Source organism: Desulfothermus naphthae (genome assembly GCF_054657475.1).
In genome coordinates this window covers 1,216,972-1,237,200 of the sequence record NZ_BAAHYQ010000001.1, presented here as the reverse complement: position 1 = coordinate 1,237,200, position 20,229 = coordinate 1,216,972, and the positions used below count along the sequence as shown (strand labels likewise).

The 20,229-nt window shown below is 33.2% G+C and carries 18 protein-coding genes, 2 tRNA genes and 1 other RNA gene; 2 read left to right on the top strand and 19 right to left on the bottom strand.

What is annotated here, in order from left to right; all coding sequences use genetic code 11:
* Nucleotides 1-19: 19 nt before the first annotated feature.
* The 8 genes from ACYQ1E_RS06015 to ACYQ1E_RS05980 form a co-directional block, all read right to left on the bottom strand.
* Nucleotides 20-784, bottom strand: a complete 765-nt coding sequence (locus ACYQ1E_RS06015; RefSeq protein ID WP_459876530.1) for a slipin family protein — start codon at nucleotides 782-784, stop codon at nucleotides 20-22.
* A gap of 20 nt (nucleotides 785-804) precedes the next feature.
* The gene (locus tag ACYQ1E_RS06010) at nucleotides 805-2,124 is read right to left on the bottom strand and encodes an NfeD family protein (RefSeq protein WP_459876527.1); all 1,320 of its coding nucleotides are present in this window, start codon (nucleotides 2,122-2,124) and stop codon (nucleotides 805-807) included.
* A gap of 24 nt (nucleotides 2,125-2,148) precedes the next feature.
* The gene (locus ACYQ1E_RS06005) at nucleotides 2,149-3,525 is read right to left on the bottom strand and encodes a LysM peptidoglycan-binding domain-containing protein (RefSeq protein WP_459876524.1); all 1,377 of its coding nucleotides are present in this window, start codon (nucleotides 3,523-3,525) and stop codon (nucleotides 2,149-2,151) included.
* A gap of 6 nt (nucleotides 3,526-3,531) precedes the next feature.
* A complete protein-coding gene (locus tag ACYQ1E_RS06000; protein WP_459876521.1) occupies nucleotides 3,532-5,289 on the bottom strand; it encodes an ABC transporter ATP-binding protein in 1,758 nt (585 codons plus the stop codon).
* A 2-nt stretch (nucleotides 5,290-5,291) separates the two neighbouring features.
* Nucleotides 5,292-5,846, bottom strand: a complete 555-nt coding sequence (locus ACYQ1E_RS05995) for a D-glycero-alpha-D-manno-heptose-1,7-bisphosphate 7-phosphatase (protein ID WP_459876518.1) — start codon at nucleotides 5,844-5,846, stop codon at nucleotides 5,292-5,294.
* Between the two features lie 4 nt (nucleotides 5,847-5,850).
* A complete protein-coding gene (serS, locus tag ACYQ1E_RS05990) occupies nucleotides 5,851-7,134 on the bottom strand; it encodes a serine--tRNA ligase (protein ID WP_459876515.1) in 1,284 nt (427 codons plus the stop codon).
* Between the two features lie 116 nt (nucleotides 7,135-7,250).
* An RNA gene (ffs, locus tag ACYQ1E_RS05985) (signal recognition particle sRNA small type) lies at nucleotides 7,251-7,348 on the bottom strand.
* A 6-nt stretch (nucleotides 7,349-7,354) separates the two neighbouring features.
* Nucleotides 7,355-7,445 (bottom strand) — tRNA-Ser (locus ACYQ1E_RS05980).
* Nucleotides 7,446-7,595: 150 nt separating this feature from the next.
* Here ACYQ1E_RS05980 and ACYQ1E_RS05975 point away from each other — a divergent pair.
* Nucleotides 7,596-9,149, top strand: coding sequence for an ArnT family glycosyltransferase (locus ACYQ1E_RS05975; RefSeq protein WP_459876512.1), 1,554 nt, complete (start codon nucleotides 7,596-7,598; stop codon nucleotides 9,147-9,149).
* 11 nt (nucleotides 9,150-9,160) lie between these two features.
* Nucleotides 9,161-10,255 carry a glycosyltransferase family 4 protein gene (locus tag ACYQ1E_RS05970; protein WP_459876509.1) on the top strand — a complete coding sequence of 365 codons (1,095 nt, stop codon included), beginning with the start codon at nucleotides 9,161-9,163 and terminating at the stop codon, nucleotides 10,253-10,255.
* Here ACYQ1E_RS05970 and ACYQ1E_RS05965 read toward each other — a convergent pair.
* The 11 genes from ACYQ1E_RS05965 to holA all read right to left on the bottom strand — a co-directional run bounded on the left by ACYQ1E_RS05965 (nucleotide 10,221) and on the right by holA (nucleotide 20,201).
* On the bottom strand, nucleotides 10,221-11,315 hold the full coding sequence (locus ACYQ1E_RS05965) for a glycosyltransferase (protein WP_459876506.1): 1,095 nt from the start codon (nucleotides 11,313-11,315) through the stop codon (nucleotides 10,221-10,223). The two genes, ACYQ1E_RS05970 and ACYQ1E_RS05965, sit on opposite strands and share 35 nt — an antisense overlap.
* A 2-nt stretch (nucleotides 11,316-11,317) precedes the next feature.
* The gene (locus ACYQ1E_RS05960; RefSeq protein ID WP_459876504.1) at nucleotides 11,318-12,373 is read right to left on the bottom strand and encodes a glycosyltransferase; all 1,056 of its coding nucleotides are present in this window, start codon (nucleotides 12,371-12,373) and stop codon (nucleotides 11,318-11,320) included.
* A gap of 220 nt (nucleotides 12,374-12,593) precedes the next feature.
* On the bottom strand, nucleotides 12,594-13,484 hold the full coding sequence (locus ACYQ1E_RS05955; protein ID WP_459876501.1) for a phosphoribosylaminoimidazolesuccinocarboxamide synthase: 891 nt from the start codon (nucleotides 13,482-13,484) through the stop codon (nucleotides 12,594-12,596).
* Nucleotides 13,485-13,500: 16 nt separating this feature from the next.
* Nucleotides 13,501-13,884 (bottom strand): histidinol dehydrogenase, encoded by a 384-nt coding sequence (locus tag ACYQ1E_RS05950; RefSeq protein ID WP_459876498.1) that lies wholly within the window; start codon nucleotides 13,882-13,884, stop codon nucleotides 13,501-13,503.
* Nucleotides 13,885-13,982: 98 nt separating this feature from the next.
* Complete coding sequence (locus ACYQ1E_RS05945; RefSeq protein ID WP_459876496.1) at nucleotides 13,983-14,453, bottom strand: hypothetical protein; 471 nt, start codon at nucleotides 14,451-14,453, stop codon at nucleotides 13,983-13,985.
* 16 nt (nucleotides 14,454-14,469) lie between these two features.
* Nucleotides 14,470-14,561 (bottom strand) — tRNA-Ser (locus tag ACYQ1E_RS05940).
* A gap of 29 nt (nucleotides 14,562-14,590) precedes the next feature.
* The gene (gene tadA / locus ACYQ1E_RS05935; protein ID WP_459876494.1) at nucleotides 14,591-15,106 is read right to left on the bottom strand and encodes a tRNA adenosine(34) deaminase TadA; all 516 of its coding nucleotides are present in this window, start codon (nucleotides 15,104-15,106) and stop codon (nucleotides 14,591-14,593) included.
* A gap of 4 nt (nucleotides 15,107-15,110) precedes the next feature.
* A complete protein-coding gene (locus ACYQ1E_RS05930; RefSeq protein ID WP_459876491.1) occupies nucleotides 15,111-15,929 on the bottom strand; it encodes a phosphoribosylformylglycinamidine synthase subunit PurQ in 819 nt (272 codons plus the stop codon).
* Nucleotides 15,910-18,372, bottom strand: coding sequence for an endopeptidase La (lon, locus tag ACYQ1E_RS05925; protein WP_459876488.1), 2,463 nt, complete (start codon nucleotides 18,370-18,372; stop codon nucleotides 15,910-15,912). The genes ACYQ1E_RS05930 and lon overlap by 20 nt, the downstream gene beginning before the upstream one ends.
* A 183-nt stretch (nucleotides 18,373-18,555) precedes the next feature.
* Entirely contained in the window at nucleotides 18,556-19,242 is a 687-nt protein-coding gene (gene radC, locus ACYQ1E_RS05920; protein WP_459876485.1) for a RadC family protein, read from the bottom strand.
* An 8-nt stretch (nucleotides 19,243-19,250) separates the two neighbouring features.
* Complete coding sequence (holA, locus tag ACYQ1E_RS05915) at nucleotides 19,251-20,201, bottom strand: DNA polymerase III subunit delta (RefSeq protein ID WP_459876483.1); 951 nt, start codon at nucleotides 20,199-20,201, stop codon at nucleotides 19,251-19,253.
* Nucleotides 20,202-20,229: the final 28 nt, after the last annotated feature.

Genomic DNA, 20,229 nt, shown 5'->3' with positions numbered 1-20,229 from the left:
CAATCCTAGTCAATAATTTTTACTCTTTGGTAATATAAGTTTCATTATTTACTGGTGTTAAATTTTTAAATAAATCCAAAGGGATAGGTAAAATAGTAGTGGAATTACTTTCATAGGACATTTCCCTTAATGTCTGCAAATATCTGAGCTGGAGTGCTATGGGCCTTTTGGCGATTATTTCAGCAGCCTGTGCTAATTTTTCAGCAGCTTGATATTCGCCTTCTGCACTAATTATTTTGTATCTACGTTCCCTTTCAGCCTCTGCCTGTCTAGCCATAGCCCTTTGCATATCCTGTGGCAAATCTATGTGTTTTAATTCAACATTGGTTACCTTAATTCCCCAGGGGTCTGTATGTTCATCTAAGATATCCTGAATCTGGGAGTTGATCTTGTCTCTATGGGTTAAAATTTCATCAAGTTCCACTGACCCACAAATAGATCTTAGGGTTGTCTGGGCAAGTTGGGTAGTGGCAAACATAAAGTCTTCCACTTCTATTACTGCCTTTACAGGGTCAACAACTCTGAAATATACAACTGCATTAATTTTAACACTCACATTGTCCTTTGTAATAACATCCTGAGAAGGTACATCCAGGGTAATAATTCTTAAAGAGACCTTAATCATTTTATCCACAACTGGAATAAGTATGATCAAACCAGGTCCTTTTGCTTTTAAAATTCTTCCAAGTCTGAATACTACAGCCCTTTCATATTCATTTATGACCTTAATAGCTGACGCCAAAAACAAAAAGGCTATTATTAAGATTGGCAGTAATGAAAACATTTCAGTCCTCCTTATGTTATTTAGGTTTGTATAGGTTCAACAATTAATGTCAAACCAAGTGTATTAACTACCCTTACTTTTGTCCCTTCAGATAGATTATTATTTCCTCTTGTTGTTTCTGCCTTCCAGATTTCACCTCTGATTTTTATCTTCCCTTTGTTCTCCCTCCATTCTATTACCTCACCTATCATTCCAACCAGCCCTTCAATCCCAAGTTTTTTAGGTTTTAATTGGACTTTTGTAACAAGATAAAGTACCCAAATTACAAGGGCACCAATTACAAGTAGAGATGGTAATATGGTTGAATAACCAGGGCCACTTATCCCAGAGTCGTATCTAAATAAGATAGTGGATCCAAGAAACATACACACAAGTCCGCCAACGGTTAAGAGACCATAACTAATTATTTTTATCTCCAATATAAACAGGACAAATCCAAGTAAAATAAGTAGGAGCCCAGCCACATTTGTTGGTAAAACAGAGAGAGCGTACAGGGCAAGTAAAAGACATATGGAACCAAAGACTCCTGGAAATATTACACCTGGATGGGACAACTCAAAAAAAAGGCCAGCAATTCCACCTAATAAAAGTAAATACGCAATTTGGGGATCTACGAGCCATGAGAGAAATTTATATCGAAGGGATGGAGAAAATTTTATAATTTTATAGCTGTTTTTGTCAAATTTAACCAATTCCCCATTTTTCAAAATGCCCTTTTTGCCTATTTGTACCATGAGATCAGTAGGGGAGACAGCAATTATATCTATCACCCTGTTTATTGCAGCTTCCTGTGCATTTAAAGATTCAGCCGTATCTATGGCCCTTTCATACCACATGAAATTTCTGTCCTTTTCCCTTGCCATAGACCTAATAAGGCTCATGAGGTCATTTTTTATCTTTTTCTCCAAAGTCTTAGGTGCGTCTTTTCCACCCATTGCAACTGGAGAAGCAGCACCAATACTTGTGTTGGGTGCCATGGCTGCAATATCTGATGCAGCTACTAAAAATACCCCTGCAGATGCAGCCTGTGCCCCTTTTGGTCCTACCCAAACTACCACAGGAATATGAGAATTTAGAATTATTTTGACCATCTCCCTCATGGATTTAGCAAGCCCACCTGGGGTATCCAGGCCAATTATTATGAGGTCATAATTATTTGTGGTGGCAACCTTAAAACCGTGCTCCAAAAGATCAACTTGAGCCGGATTAATAGTGCCTGTGATCCTTATAAATAAGGCAGAGATTTTATTATTAGAACCATTGGTTGGGGAACTTTGAAAAATAGAAACAATTGATAGAACTAATATTAATAGGACTAGAAACAATAAATTTTTTTTCATTGCATGTTTCACTTTGTTTAAAAGTTAGTGGGTAAAACAATTATAACCCTTTGCCCTTAAGATGGCAACTAATTCTGGTACATTATATTCAAAGAGATAAATAATTCTATTGCCTTTCATTTTAAGCTTAATTATTGGCAAAAAAAGGGTTAAACTATTATTTATATTGATTTTAATATTTTCCAAAAATCTACTTAAGTTTATTGCCTCAATATTACTATTAACTGAAATCTTAGGGACATAAATATTTTTGTCAATATTATCTGTACATGAAATAAAATTACTTTTTTTATTGCACCAAAAATAAACAAATATCTTGTTTTTTAATAAAAAAGAATATGCTAAGTTTTCGGTATAGGTACAATTTTTTTCGTTTAGAAAAAATATATAATAGGAGATATCTTTTGTACTTGATTGACTAGAATATTTTAAGATCTGTATGTCTCCTTTTAATTCTGCGACAAAAAAGTTATTAGTAATTATTAAATTTTGTTTTTTGGGCCAGATTTTAAACCTTTTTGTGTAATTAAATATTTTTATCAGAGAGTCATAAATGGATAAATCTCTTATAAAACATACAGAAATATTTGAATCTTCAATTTTTTTGTATTTTTCATATGTATTTAGATCATTAGCCAATATTATCTTTTTTCCGTCTGTCTCTTCTAATATGGGAGATTTAGATGTGTCAATTTGTATCCATCCTCTTTTTATTGGAAATATAATTATATCTTTTTTATAAATACTAAATCCCAATTTTTTTAATAAACAGAGTATAATATTATTAAAACTATTTGTTTTTTTATGTTCTGTAATCTGTTTAATTTTTGGATTTCTAGAGGGTATTATAATTTCAACGCCTTGTGGTAAATTGTTTATATTTTTTATATGGGGATTGAGTTTTTTAAAAATAAATAAATATTCATTATAAATTAAATAATTGGGAATTTTGCCTATTATTTTAAGTAATTTTGCTAATGTGTCCCCTTTTTTTACAGTATATTTTTGTTCGTAAAAGGGGTACTTCTTTTTTAATTCTTTTATAGTCAGGTCCTTTAATGAAGGAGGTATGACAAAACCATTTAAACATTTTCTACATCTACGTCTGATGGTGTGAATTTTGGGTAATTTTATTATCTGACCTGCATATAGTTTATTTATATCTTTTATATCTGGATTTAATTGTTTTATTTTTTTGATATATTTACCAAATTCAGTCTTAGGTAATTTTAATTTTCTGAGTATAGAATATATATGTTCTCCTTTTTTTACTTTATATAATGTATAATTTCTCCTGATTTTTTTTATTTTTTTTTCAAAAAATAGAATAGGGGGAGATGCAAATAAATGTGTATAAGGTAATACGTAAATTAAAAAAATGCACATTAAAATTTTTTTCATAGACTTTTATTCATCTTTAAATTGCATTTCATATAATTTTTGATAAAGTTTACATCTTTTTAATATCTCCTTATGTGGGCCAATATCTATTATTTGTCCGTTTTCCATAACAGCAATTCTATCTGCGCTTAAGATTGTAGATAATCTGTGGGCAATAATAATTGAAGTTCTATTTTTCATGAGATTATCCAGTGCATTTTGAACAATCCTTTCAGATTCTGTGTCCAATGAACTAGTTGCCTCGTCTAAAATTAATAGAGGAGGGTCTTTTAAAAGTGCCCTGGCAATTGTTATCCGCTGTTTTTCACCCCCAGATAATCTAACTCCCCTTTCCCCAACTATTGTGTCATATCCATCTGGCAGAGCAGATATAAAATCATGGGCATAGGCTATCTTTGCAACTCTAATAATTTGTTCTTCATCAACGTCAAAAATTCCGTAAGTAATGTTATCTTTAATGGAGGCATTAAAAAGTATGGTCTCCTGAGAAACTATCCCAATAAACCTTCTAAGGGAACTAAGGGTATATTTTCTTATATCATTTCCATTTAAGACTATTTTCCCCTTTATTGGATCGTAGAATCTTGGGATTAGATTTATAAGTGTGGTCTTACCTGCACCTGATGGTCCAACAATAGCAAGCTTTTCCCCAGGAGCAATTTCTAGGTTAATGTCTTGAAGTGCCCAATCAGGAGTATTTTGATATTTAAACCATACATCTATAAATTTTAACTCCTTAAAAGGAGGCTTAAGTTCTAGATCCCCTTCATCTTCAATTGAGATTTCTTCTGAATCTAGTACCTGGAACACCCTTTCTGCGCCAGCAATAGCCCTTTGTAATACCATATTTGATTTATTTAATCTCTTTACAGGATCATATAACATCATAACTGCAGTTAAGAATGAAAAAAAAGTACCTGGGGTTGAATGGCCAGCTATTACCTGGGTACCTCCATACCATATAACCAATCCAATTCCAAGGGAACCAATAAATTCCATCACAGGAGAAGATAGGGAATTGTAAAAAATGCTTTTTAGGGCAATTTTTATTAGTTTTCTATTCTGAACTTCAAATGTTTTTGTCTCCTTTTTTTCCATGGCAAAGGCCTTAACCACTTTTATACCACTAAATATTTCCTGCAATATATTGGAGATGTCTGCAATTTTTTCCTGGTTTTTTCTACCTAATTTTCTCAATTTTCTTCCAAAATAAACTATTGGATAAAGGGCAATTGGGAGCACCACTATGGCCCAGGTAGCAAGATAGGGATCTCGATAAAATGCAACAAAGGTAAGTCCTATTACAGTAAAAAATTCTTTTGCCAGGTTTACGATTTCAGGCACGCTATTTCGTAGTAGATTTACATCGTTTATTATCCTTGACATTAACATTCCAACTCTATTTTCCTCAAAGAATGTAATAGGTAGTCTTATCATTTTTTCATAGAGTTGGTTTCTTAAGGTCTCTAACACCTTCATCGCACAAAATTGTAATTGATAACTTTGAATTAATCTAAATATTCCTTTAAAGGCAAAAATCAAAATAACCAGAATGGGAATAGTTTTTAGGGCCTCTTTGTTTTTTTCTATGAAGATTTTATCTAATGCTGGTTGTACAAGATATGCTGCATAGGCTGTACAACCAGCAACAATGATCATAGAGATTATAGACAATATAATTCGTGGTACATAGGGTTTAAAGTAAGATAATGTCCTTTTAAAATAATACCATCCTGAATTATAATCATTAGATATTTTGTTCATAATTATATTAACCTTTGTTCTTGTAACAGGTAATACAAATCTAAAAGGTCTTTAGCTATTATATCAATTTTTATGTTTGAGTACTTTTCCTTTTCACTTAATCCATATCCTGTAAGTACCAATACTTTAACTAATAGGCCTGCATTGATTCCAAAATAGATATCAGACAATTTATCTCCAACAATTGCAGTCTCATTTTCTAATAATCCATATTTTTTTTTCAAATTTTGCCACATTCCAATGGCAGGTTTTCTACATGTGCACTTATCAGTCGGTGTGTGAGGACAAAATTCTATATCTTTAATTTTTACATTATACTCATTTAAAATATCGTATAATCTATTTTGTACTGCAAAAAAATCCTCTGTCTGATAATATCCTCTTCCTATTCCTGATTGGTTTGTGACAATAAATAGCTCGATCCCTCTTTGAGTGAATTTTTTCAGTGCCTCTTTTGCATTGGGTAAGAGTTCTACATCATCTGGATTTCCTAGATAATGTTTTTCAACAATTATAGTACCATCTCTATCTAAGAGGAGATTTTTTATTTTAGCCATATTTTTATTTTTCTGGACAGGAGATTATCTCTATTCCATCCATATATGGTCTTAGTACTTCTGGAATTATAATAGATCCATCTTCTCTTTGATAATTTTCCAATATAGCAACTAAGGTCCTTCCAACTGCAAGGCCTGATCCATTTAAAGTGTGGACAAATTCTTTTTTCTTTGAATTTTTGGGTTTGAATTTAATATTGGCACGCCTTGCCTGAAAATCTTCAAAATTGGAACAAGAAGAAATTTCCCTATATGTATTCTGGCCAGGAAGCCATACTTCAATGTCATATGTCTTTGCCGCTGAAAAACCAAGGTCACCTGTGCAAAGAACCACGACCCTATAGTGCAGCCCTAGCTTTTGCAAAATTGACTCAGCATGGGACAAAAGTAATTCCAGTTCCTGGTAAGATTTATCGGGATGGACAAATCTTACCAGCTCTACTTTATTAAATTGGTGTTGTCTAATCAGCCCTTTTGTATCCTTACCATAGGAACCTGCTTCTGACCTAAAACAAGGGGTATAAGCAGTATATGCAATTGGCAAATCATCTTCATCTAATACTTCATTTCTGTAGATATTTGTAACAGGTACTTCAGCTGTTGGGATTAAATAATAGTCCCAATCTTTGATCTTAAATAGATCTTCCTCAAATTTTGGCAATTGTCCAGTTCCAAACATTGTTTCACTGTTAACCAAAAAGGGTGGTAATACTTCTGTATAGCCATTTTCCTTTGTCTGCACATCTAGCATAAAATTGATAAGGGCCCTCTCTAACCTTGCTGCCCATCCAAAATATAGAGCAAACCTAGATCCAGCTAGCTTAGCTGCCCTTTCAAAGTCCAGTCCTTTAAGGTTGGTACCAATATCCCAATGTGGTTTTGGCTCAAAGTCAAATTCTGGTTTAGTTCCCCATTTTTTAATTTCCACATTGTCCTCATCAGAATCTCCCTCTGGGACATCTTTGGCAGGGATATTGGGAATTTGAGCCCTAAAGTCAAAGAGCTCTTTTTCAACTTTCTTTTTTTCCTTTTCCAGTTCTTTTATTTTATCTGAAATTAAAGATAATTTTTTGACTTTTTCTGAGACATCTTGTCCTTTTGCCTTGAGTTTGCCAACTTCCTTTGATTCTGTATTTAACTGATTTCTGAGTTTTTCTACCTCTTGAATTATAGACTTTCTCTTTTCATCAAGCTTTAAAAAGTCCTGTATATTTAAGTCCATTCTTCTTTTTCTGATAGCCGCTTGGACGACCTCTGGATTTTTTTGAATGAATTTTAAATCTAACATATTGATTCTCCTGGAAAAAAATTGTTTTTTTATAAACTAGAAGGAAATTAACAAAGAACCTGTTGATTGTCTAGAAACACACCAAAGAAAAAGGGGACACAGAAGATGTGTCCCCTTTTTATAAGGAACCAGACACCCAGAGGCAGACCTGCTACCGCTGCTCCCTTTCGGGCCTGACGGGGTTCACAGCGCCTCTGCCGTCTGGCTCCTTAAATTTTTACGGAGAGGGAGGGATTCGAACCCTCGGTACCGGTATTTCCGGTACACACGATTTCCAATCGTGCTCCTTCGGCCAGCTCGGACACCTCTCCGAAAAACGAAGTCTTCTTTTATTATAAATTTGTAAGTTTGACAAGTAAAAGTTTTTGGTTTTTTTTTGAGCCCAACTACCAATTGACTAATGCTTATTAGTAAGTTACAAGCCATAACATCGAAAGTATGCATGAAATACTTTATTTATTATGAAATTTAAAAAGAATATATTTGCAAATAACCAAGTCTTATATTTTTTGAGTATATTTATATTTGGATTTTTTTGTCGGATATATTCTCATCTATTAGATCCAGTATTAAACCCTGATGGAATTTGGTATATTCAACAGGCAAAAGCACTGTATCTAGGAAAGTTCCAGTTAGTTACTGCCTGTTATCCATATTTGTCTCCATATCCTATATTTATTTTTTTGTTTTATCTAGTTACCCATAATTGGATTTTATCAGGTATTATGGTCTCTCTTGTGTTCAGTATGTTAAGTTTTATTCCCTTGTATTTTTTACTAAAAAGATTTTTTGATGATAAAACCCTATTTTTGACCCTGTTTATTTTTGCGTGTATGCCTTCGTTTATAATCTATTCCCACAAGGTGATAAGAGACCCAGTTTTTTGGTTCTTTTCCCTAAGCGGTTTTTATTTTTTTACAATTTATCTCAATAATAAAAATTGGTGTTATCTTTTATTTTCCTTTATTTGTTTTATAATTGGTGCTTGGGCAAGAGTAGAGGGATGTGTATATTTATTAATTTCTTTTATTTTTCTTTTAAAAACCATTAAATATGACAAGAAATTTCTCATTACTGTTGGTATAGCTTTTTGTATCTTCATTACATTGATTTATCTCTTATCATTATATTTGGATATTTCTATATTAAAAATACTACCCTATGAAAAAATTGAAACTCGCATAAATTATACTATTCAAAATTACAAAGAATTAAGGGAAGTATTAAAAAATTTTGAAGATATAGATAAGTGCAAAAATTTTCGTTTTTTTTCTTCTATTGCTAAAGACCTTTTATGGTGGATAGCTTTTGGAGGCATATTAATAAAGATAATTAGAACCATGTATTTGCCATTCTTTATAATTTTTTGTATAGGAATCTATTCAATTAGGAATAAAATTAAGAATGAGATAATATCTTTTTATTTTTTTAATTTAATTGGAGCATTTTTAGTCTTATATGTACAAACACTATATACCTGGGTAATTGCAACTAGGTATATGGCCATATTTATATTACCTTCATTTATTTTTATTGCATATGGAGTGAAGAGTATAATTAGATTTTTTGATATGAAAGCTAAAGAAAAGTTAAGATATTCAACTATAACTTTATTACTATTTGTATTAATATCAACCTTTCCTAAGATATTTTTAAGTTATAGAAATCAAGATAATAAAATATATAGAGAGATTGGACAATATATAGCAAAAATAGAGCAGTATAAAAAACTTGTTAAAATCGGAGGGTCAATTAAGAGACTTCCTCTTATATTTTTTTATGCAAATTTAAATTATTCATCTGTAACATGTTTTCCAATTAAGTGTCTTTTATATGAAAAAAAGTTAAAACCTGATCTAATTTTAAAGCGAAACATTGACTATTATATATGGGACGAGAAAAGCTCTAATAGAATATCCCTTGATCTTATTAAGAATTCAAGTCAATTTCAAGAATTGAAAAGATGGAAGAGTAAAAAAAGGGGCACTCTTATTTTATTTAAAGTGCTAAAATAAAGGTGAGTTTAATGAGCAAAATTATATATATCAGTACCGCTAAATTACATAGAAATAGAGCAAATCTCATTCAGACTTTGAATACTGCTAATGGTATTTACAGCATAAATAAAAATTTTACTCTACTTATATCTCCTTATAAATCGGACATTCCTTATAAAAGGAGATTATGTGATTTTGGAGTAACTCCCCACCTGCCTATTAAATTTTCCACTTTTTTACATTCGCGATGGAAGATTTTTAAATATGTTCCTTTTGTTATTCTTTATAAGAACAAATTAAATCATTCTCATGTCTATACCCGTTCATTTAGAATAAGTAATGCTCTAATAAAATTCAGTATACCCCATGTATTTGAGGCCCATGAATTCGATCAATTATACGAAGATAACTTTATGGTCAATTTAAGACATGGTCTAAATAGAGGAATTGTTTTAAAAGTAGTTGCCATCAGTAATTCTCTTAAAGAACTATTATTAAAAGAAAGCATACCATTAAGTAAAGTTGAAGTATTACCTAGTGGTGTGAATATACGATCTTTTTCAAAGGTTAAAAAATTAACTCCTCAGAGGTTTAAACATCCCACTTTGATACATTTAGGCACATTGACTCCTCAAAAGGGCTTAAATATAGTTCAAAAACTGGCTCAAAAGGGTTTAAAAATAATTATAGCAGGTAATGTTGCAGGAAATAAAAATTGGCCAGAAAATGTTGAGGTGTTGGGATTTATCCCCCATAGAGACATTCCCAAGATATACAATAGGGCAGAAATATCCATAATTCCTTATCAAGAAGACTTAGAGTATGTTAACTCCTTTTCCCCTATTAAATTAGTTGAATCAATGGCTGCTGGAAGGGCTATAATAGCAAGTGATTTAAAACCAATGCGAGAGCTTGTAACCAATGAAAAAGAGGCCCTTTTGGTCCCTCCCTCTGATATTAATGCATGGCTTAAGGCTATAGAGAAATTATCAAAGGATCCTAAATTTGCCCTACAACTTGCGCAAAATGCATATGAAAAGGCAAAAGAGTTGGATTGGAAAAAAAGGGCTCAAAAGATAATCCACATTTTTAACAAAACCCAAAGGCCATTAGATAGGCATTAGTGCTATTTTCAAGGGAGTATTTTTCTACTGCTTTTTTCAATAAATCAGAGTTGATAGGATTTTTTAAAGTGTCCAAAATAGCTGTAGCCAATTTTTGAGGCTCCTTACAGGGCACCAATTTCCCATACTTTCCATCTTCTAAGATTTCCCGTGGACCACTTGGACAGTCAGTGGAAACTACTGGAGTACCAAGGGCCATAGCCTCAATAAGTACATTTGGTGATCCTTCCCATATTGATGATAACACAAATATATCGGCCTGTTTCATAAATGAGTATGGATTTTCTTTAAATCCTGGGAGCCATACATCATTGGTTAGGTCTAACTCATAGACCAGGGACTCAATTTTTTTTCTTTGTCGTCCATCTCCTAATATGACTAGTTTTGCTGGAATCTTAGATCTTACCAGTTTAAATGCCTTAATTAAGGTGGGAAAGTCTTTTGATTTTCTAAAACCACCAGCTCCCAAAATTATTGGATATTTTTTTTCAACAAACCATGGGTGGTCTATATTTTGTTTTGCCATTTCAAACATCTCTGGGACAACCGTAGGATTTGGAAGAACCTTTACCTTTTGTTCTGGGATTTTTGTAATCTTGATTATATCCTCAGCAACTCCCTTTGAAACTGCTACTATTAAATCGGCCTTAGGAAAAATCTTTTTTAATTTGTGGTGTAAAATAATTCTTTTTAAAAAAAATTTTCCTTCATCCCTTTTTGAAAAAGTGGTTCCATGGCGTAAAACTACCTTTACATCTAACTTCCCTTTAAATTTTGCTTCTATTGCCTCTTTGTCACCACCTTTGGTGGATAAAAGCACCTTTGGTTTATTTATTTTTAGATAATTGGTAAGTTGTGCCACCAGGTCTTTATTTTTTTTTAATTCAATAATTCTAATATGTTTGTTAAGGAGTTTTTTAAAGGGAATATTTGAATTTTTTGTCAATAGATCTACACGCATATCAGCTTCACTAAATCCCCTACATAAATTTATTGTCATCTTTTCTGCACCGCCGCTTCCAAAGGATGGGGTAAACACTGCTATATCCACTCTTTTCATAATCAGTTATTCCAAAAAGGTGGCAAGCCAAATACCTTCAAATATGCATCAGTGCTTGCGGAAATTGTGTAGGGCCTTGCAGCCTGTTTTATAAATTCGGGGTCAGGGGGATTTTTTAATGTCTCCAATATGGCTTGTGCCATTTTTTCTGGGTCTTTAACTGGAACTAATCTGCCAAATTTCCCTTTTTCTAGGACATCCTCATGGCCACCTGGACAATTGGTGGAAACAACTGGGGTGCCAACAGCTAGGGCCTCTACTAATACAAAGCTGGAACCTTCCCATAACGAGCTTGAGACAAATACATTTGCGTGGGCCATATAGGAATAAGGATCATTCACAAATCCAGGCAAGTCTACATGCTTTTTAAGCTCTAATTTATTAATTAACCTTTGAAGATAATCTTTTTGTTTTCCTTTTCCTAAAATTACTAATTTACATTCAATATGTTGCATTAAAATTTTAAATGATTTTATAAGTGTTTCAAAGTCTTTTCTTTTACAAAGTTCTCCAACTCCCAATATTATTGGGTGAGACTTTTTTAAATACCAGGGATGATTGGGAATGGGAAATTCTTTTTTAAATATATCATCGCTTACAACAGGAGAAGGAACACTTTTTATATATTCAAGATCTAATCCAGTGTAACTTGCCATATCTTCAGCAACTGATTTAGCAGGAACCAATACTTTATTAGCAAATCTATACAATGTCCTCATGGAATTTTTCTGTATTAATCTGTCTATTATTCCCCTAGATGCCAGGTTTATGGAAACAGTAGTACCACATCGAACAAATAGTTTTGTTTTTGCTCTGGTTATTAGTTTTGCTATGATAGCAGTTCTATTAACACGGTCCTTATCTGTTAATAAAATCTCAGGTGGATTTTTTGAGAGATATCTAATCAGATGAAAAAAACTGGAATATACGTGTTGAGTGTTGAGACTATTAATTTTAATATTTGGTTCTATTAGATTCAAATTAGGACCATGATTTTTGATTTTAATTAATTCAACTTGATATCCCCTCTTTGCAATAGAAGGAATCAAGTTTTTCATTAACCTATCAACACCACTGTGCCCTGATGTTGCTAAAAAGAATCCAATTCGTGGCGGAAGTTGCATTTTTATTTATTTTGTCTTTTTCTTTTGCTGTATACTACAGCTATTTTTCCCTCCTCATCCCCCAATTCCAAGCTTATTAAACACAATGCCAAGAACCACCCAAATAATTACTAGTAGTATTAAAGAATACAAAGTGTCCATTTATCCTCCAATGTTAGAATAATTTTTCGCCAGTGAGTCTAAAATAGGCTTCTAAATATTTATTTTTTGTGTTTTCTATAATATCCTTTGGCAGGCGGGGGGGAGGGGATTTTTGGTCCCAATTTTTACTCAACCAATCCCTTAAATATTGCTTGTCAAAACTTTTTTGTGCACGTCCTTTTTCATATTCATCCTTTGGCCAGAACCTGGAAGAGTCAGGGGTTAGGATCTCATATATTAACACTAACTTTCCATCAATAACTCCAAATTCAAATTTTGTATCAGCTATTATAATGCCTTTAGAAAATGCATATTCACTGGCACTATTGTATATTTTAATTGATATGTCTTGGACCGGTTTGAAATTGTTTTCACCTATTTTTTCTGCAGCTTGTGTAAGTGTTATATTGATATCGTGTTCACCAATCTCTGCCTTTGTTGATGGAGTGAATATAGGTGTAGGGAGTTTTTCTGATTCAACAAGCCCGTCAGGCAATTTATGTCCACAAACTGTACCTGTTTTTAAATAGTCTTTCCAGCCAGATCCTGTTATATATCCCCTAACAATACATTCTATTTCCAACGGTTTTGCTTTTTTTACAATTAATGCCCTGTTTTCCAACTCATCTTCATACTTTTTTAAATTATGAGGAAAATTTTTAACATCAGTCTCAATCAGGTGATTTGACAGTAGGTATTTAAATTTTTCCATCCAAAAAATGGTAAGTAAATTTAAAATAACCCCTTTATAGGGGATAGGGTCAGGTAATACTACGTCAAATGCAGACATCCTGTCAGTAGTGACAATCAGGAGCTTATCCATATCAATTTCATATATGTCCCTAACTTTACCCCTGCTGACTAAAGAATGTTCAGTAATTTCTGTCTTTATTACTATCTTCACTTAGTTTCCTCCAGCATCATTTATTTCTTATCTCAGCACTCTTTGCATGTGCATCTAAGCCTTCTAATCTCGCCAATCTGACAATTTTGGAGCTGTTTTTCTTTATATAATCTTTTGACGCCCATATGAAGTGGGTTTTTTTATAAAAGGTTTCCACAGAAAGTCCAGAAGAAAATTTTGCAGTAGATGTAGGAGGCAAAACATGATTTTGACCTGCAAAATAATCGCCTCCTGGTTCTGGGGTATTCTCACCTAAAAATACACAACCTGCATTTTTTATTTCAGGAATAATTTTCCAGCGATTCCTTATATGGAGTTTTAAGTGTTCAGGTGCCAGATCATTTGCCACTTCCATGGCCTTTTTAAAATCAGATACAATTGTAATGCCCCCAAAAGTCAAGACAAATTTTTAAGAAATTAAGATAGAGTTAATCATGTTAATTTTATATAATTTACTTTTTTTTCGGTTCGGGCCTTGACAATTTCAAAGATAGGATATTATGGGAGAAGATAGCCATACTCTTTTGTGATATTTCTTGTTAAAGCGAGAATATTTTCTGCTTCTAAGTCCAGATTTTTCGGATCTAAGATGGTAATTTCCTGCCCTAAAAAACTACTAAGCACATCTTCTCCATAGTAAAAGGTCCATACAATTGAAATAATCGAGCGGAATAAAGGAGAATTGTTAAATTCCTGTTTAGATCTAATGTTAATTTTAAAACACTTCCCTTTATCTTTGATTAATTTAAATAAATTAGAGACAATAATCTTCTCTTCTAGTTTTAGTCCAAATATCCTGCCCAATTTGTCTGCGCTTTTATAATCAACACAAATTGGCACTTTTTCATCGTTTTTAATAATTTGTTGATTCTTATTTGACTTTTTGTAGGTTGAATTGGTTTGCGCAAAGCAAATACCAAAAGACAAGGCCGCAAAGAAAATTACTGAAAAAAATATAGTTCTTTTCATAACTCTTTTATTATAACGGAGAGGGTGGGATTCGAACCCACGAGGCGACTCTCATCGCCCACCCGATTTCGAGTCGGGCCCGTTATGACCTGACTTCGGTACCTCTCCCTTTTATTTAACACTTTTATTTATGATATTCACCGGTTTAAAGCATCACCACAAGTAGTTGTTGAGTTGAGAATTTTTCGTTTTTCTTTAAAAAATCTTTTAAGGATTTTGCTGCATCTATCAGCCAAAATCCCTTCTTTTATCCAAAATTTATGGTTTATCCATCTAACTTCATTGAAAAAATCAATTTTTGAAACCACAGCCCCTGCCTTTGGATCCCTAGTACCAAATATAAGTCCTTTTATCCTGGCATTAATTAGAGCCCCCATACACATAATGCACGGTTCTAGTGTGCATATAACCACACATTTTGTCAATCGGTAGTTTGATAATTTCCTGCCTGCCTCTCTTATTGCCAGAATCTCTGCATGTGCTGTTGGATCACTGGTTGCAATACTTTTATTATGGGCACGGGCAACTACCTCCCCATCCTCAGTTATTACTATTGCCCCAACTGGAACTTCTTCTTCAAAAAAAGCCTTTTTTGCCTCTTCTATGGCCATCTCCATATAAAAGGAATAATTTAATGAATAAACACTGGACATATTTTTAGATTTTTCTCAGATATTCAACTCCATTTTTAAAGATAGAAATTCCGGTTACTTGATTAGATATCCCCTCTCTTGTCCATTTAGGATGATTTGTTGGGTGGTTATACGCCTCTGGATGGGGCATAAGTCCAAAAATCCTCCCTGTTGGGTCAGTTAGACCAGCAATACCCATAGGCGATCCATTTGGGTTATAGGGATATTCTTCTGTCACTTCTCCCTTTTCATCTGTATATTGAATGGCAATTAGGTTTTGCTCCTCTATTTTTTTTAAAATCTCTTCATTTCTGGGAACTACTTTGCCTTCTCCATGTCTAACTGGCAAATATACAGATTCAAGGTCTTTTAAAAACACGCATCTGCTATTTGGATTTACCTTTAAAAATACCCATCTATCTTCAAACCTAGCAGAATCATTATAGCTTAGACTCACCTGTCTTTCAAAATAGTTATCATCTGCAGCAGGCAAAAGCCCTAGCTTTGTAAGTAGTTGAAAGCCATTACATATTCCAAGTATGATACCGCCTTTTTCGTGTACTCTTTTTATTTGTTCAAGAATTGATTTACCAGATTTGGTCTTTGTATATCTAATTCTAATTGCAGCAGCTTGAGCAGCTCCCAGGTGATCTCCATCTAGAAAACCACCTGGAAACACAAGAAAATTGTAATCTTCAATTTTTACTTTTTCCTGAACAATTTCAGCAAAATGAGAAATTGTAACATCATCTGAACCAGCCATCTTAGCTGCGTATCCACTCTCCCTCTCACAATTTGTTCCATAACCAGTTAATACCAGAACTTTAACTTTCTTTTTTGTCATCTTGTATCACCTGGCCATTTTCTTTTTTAACAATCTCCCATACCTCATCTATGTGTTCTACTGGAATTATCTCAATTTTTTTTGTGAGTTCTTTAGGAATTTCCTCTAGATCTTTTATATTTTGCTTTGGTAAGATTACCTTTTTTATACCTGCTGCAACTGCTGCCAGGATTTTTTCCTTGATGCCTCCAACTGGCAGGATCCTTCCCCGCAAGGTAATTTCCCCAGTCATGGCGATTTCATTACTCAAGGGAATGTTTGTAAGTGCAGATAAAAGGGCCATCACAAGGGTTATACCAGCTGATGGACCATCCTTTGGAATGGCACCTGCCGGAACATGGATGTGAATATCTTTTTTTTCTGCAAAGTCTTCAGATAGGTTTAGGTGAGATGCACGGGATCTTGCATAACTCACTGCAGCCTGGGCACTTTCTTTCATCACATCGCCTAACTGCCCTGTAAGTATCAGTTTCCCTTTACCTGGCATGGTTAAAACTTCTATATGTAATATCTCTCCGCCAGATGGGGTCCAGGCAAGTCCCAGGGCAACACCTGCTGGCAGCTCTTTTTCTCTCTCCTCTTCTAAAAATTTTGGTGCGCCAAGGTATTTATGGACATTAGTTGGGAGAAGTAAAAATTTTTTCTTTTTTGTACCTTCTGCAATTTTTCTTGCCACTTTTCTACATATAGTGGCTATTTGTCTCTCCAGATTTCTAAGTCCAGCCTCTCTTGTATAATTTTTTATGATTACTTTAAGTGCATCTTCATTGAAGGATATGGTATTCTCTTTTAAACCATGCTCTTTTAATTGTCTTGGGATCAGATATTGTTTTGCAATCCTTATTTTTTCTTGTTCTGTATATCCTGGTATTCTGATTACTTCCATCCTGTCAAGCAAGGCTGGGGGTATAGTATCCAGCATATTTGCAGTACAGATAAACATCACCTTAGATAGATCAAATGGGACATTTAAATAGTGATCAGTAAATGAATGATTTTGTTCTGGGTCCAATACTTCCAGCAAGGCTGAAGAAGGGTCACCCCTAAAATCTGTTCCTACTTTGTCTATTTCATCTAACATGAATACAGGATTTTTTGTTCCTGCTTCTTTTATGCCCTGGATTATCCTCCCAGGCATGGCACCAATATAGGTTCTTCTATGTCCCCTGATCTCTGCTTCATCTCTCATGCCACCTAGGGACATACGCACGAACTTTCTTTTTAAACTTCTGGCAATGGATTTACCTAACGATGTTTTACCAACTCCTGGCGGTCCAACAAAACACAAAATAGGCCCTTTCATTTTGGGGTTTAATTTTCGAACAGAAAGATATTCCAGGATCCTTTCCTTTACCTGTTTTAGATCATAATGGTCTTCATCCAGTATCCTTTTAGCCTTTTTTATATCTAACTCATCCTTAGATACTTTTTTCCAAGGTAGTTCAATAAGCCAGTCCAGATAGGTTCGAATTACAGTAGCTTCTGAAGAGTCGGGATGCATGTTTTCCAGTCTATTTAGTTGTTTTAAGGCCTCTTTTTTTACGTTCTTTGGCATGCCAGATTTTTCAATGGCCTGTCTGAGTTCCTCAAATTCTTGTTCTTCAGAATCATCTTCGCCAAGTTCTGATTTTATGGCCTTAAGTTGTTCCCTTAAGAAAAATTCCCTTTGGGCCTTATCCATGCCTTCCTTGGCCATTGCCTGAATTTTGTTTTGCAGAACAGCAACTTCCACTTCCTTCATGAGTTGCTTATTAACTAGCTCCAGCCTTTTAACTGGATCCATGCATTCTAAGATAGATTGAGCAACATCTGTGGGCATTCTTAAGTTTGAAGCAATTAAATCCGCCAATCTACCAGGATCATCAATACTGTTTAATATAGCCATCATTTCAGTGGGGTCCATTCCCCTAAGGGATATGATCTTCTCACTTTGTTCCCTGGCTGTTCTCATTTGCGCTTCAACCTGGGCGCTGTAATCTGTGACTGGTTGTTCACGAATGATCTCCACTTCTACCATATTAAATGGTTCTTCTTGAATAGCTCGTTTTATCCTGGCCCTGGTCAGCCCCTGAACCAGAATCCTCAATTTTCCATCGGGCATTTTTAACATTCTCATTATAATAGATAGAGTACCTACCTGATAGACATCTTTTATTTTGGGATCATCAACTTTTTCATCTTTTTGAGTGGCAATAAAAATATATCTTTGATTCTCGTTAATGGCAGCTTCAATAGCCTTAATAGATTTTTCTCTGCCAATAAAAAGCGGAATAATCATATAATTAAAAACTACAATATCTCTCAAAGCAAGTAAGGGTAGCTTAGTTGGGATTTCAAAGGAAGGTTGTGGTCCTGATGGATATTGAGGGTTTTGTTCTTGGTTTCCACCCCCCTGGCCATTTACCTGGATAGGCCCCTGGTTTACTCCATTTTTCTCGTTCATTTATCTCTCCTCTATTATTTTCAGTTATCCTATATACTAATAATTTGATTTTGGTTAATTTAACATTAATATAATGTCAATTTTTAAAAGTGCAAATAATTTTGTTTAAGTTTTTGAATTGGAAGCTATAATTATTTGCTATAATGGTCAAGTTGAAGAAAATTTACAAATAAAATTCAGGTGTTAAATTACATTATTTTCTTTAAAACTAAAATAGTTATCTTTGGAAATAATAATATGATCTAGTAAGGTCACGTCAATTTCTTTTAAAAGCTTCTTGAATTTCTTTGTAATTTCCAGGTCTTCCTTGGACGGTGAAGAGTCTCCACCTGGGTGATTGTGTATAAAAATTACTCCTACTGCCCTTTTTTTTAATATGACTTCAACAATTTCTCTAGGATATAGATTTAAATAATTCACTGTGCCCTGTGCAATTTCTTCCAGAGAAATTATTTTATTTTTACTATTCAGTAATAACAGGTAAAAGTGTTCTTTGTCTAATAAACCCAATGTATGTCTCAAATATAAAAAGACTTCTTTGGGATTTTTTATAGCATCTTTATTAATAAGATCCTGTTCTTCAATTCTAGTTATTAATTCCCTTAAAACTTTAATAAATGTCAAAAGGCCAGTAGATATCCCATTTACTTCTAATAATTCATGGTCAGGGGCAAAGATAACACCTTTTAGATTGTTGAATTTATTTAAAAGTTGCTTTGCAATAGACTTTGTATCTTTTCGTGGAAGACCATAACTAAGTAGTAATTCAAGCACTTCATAGTCATAAAATAATTTAGATTCTTGTAAAAATTTTTGTTTTAAACGTTTTCTATGTCCAATATAGTGAGTTTTTTCCTTTTTTTCTTTCATATATAGATTTATAGACCTTTAAAAATATTTTGCATTGATGCAATTAGATTCTCAAAAATTATATTTGGACTAATATTTGATGTTTTTAATTTTAGTTCTGCTTCCAATACTATATTGTAAATCTCGATAATTTTTTTTGGACCAAGTTTTTTGGCAATATTAATCTTTTTTGTTTTAACCCACATAGGTAAATAAACAGATTCCCCTTGAAGTAATTGCCATAATATTTTAGCTTCTCTAATAAATAATTTTAATATAGGAATAATTGATTCGTGTGAATTTATCTCTTTAAAAATAATTGTTTCCCAAACCTTTTCTTTAGGTACCACTCCCTCTATAGAATTTATCAGGTCAAATACATTGTATTCAAAGGATGGCGATATTACATTTAAATCTTTTACAGTTATTGCATCTTTATTTAATGCTTCTAATTTTTTTAACTCATTTTTAATGGCTGACAAATCTTTAGGTAAGACTTCTCTTAACTGTGACATTACTTCATATGAAATCTTAATTTTGTTTTCCTTTGACCATTTATTTATATAATCTGTTAAAAATTGTTCATCTACTCCAGGACTACGAAGTATCCACCCCTTTTTTTGTGCAAATTTATAATATTTTTTATTTTTTAAAAATTTTATATCTGGAGGTTTGCCCTTGTTCCATTCAGATTCTATACATAAAAAAGGACATACATCTGGATTAAATCTATTTAAAAATTTTGATAATTTATTCCAGAATTTCTCAGGCAATTTTTCTGCATATCTTAATATTATTGCCTGTTTTGTATTTATTAAACTTGACGATCTCAGGTAGTTAAAAAAGATATCACTTTGATCTTCATCTCCCCAGACTAATTTTTTTTCCCAATTGCCCGAAAATATATTAAGGGTATTGTTAATGAAATCAGATATCACTTCAAAGTCAGGGCATATACAAATAAAATATCCTGGTCTCATGACGGAATTATAATTTTTCGCATAATTT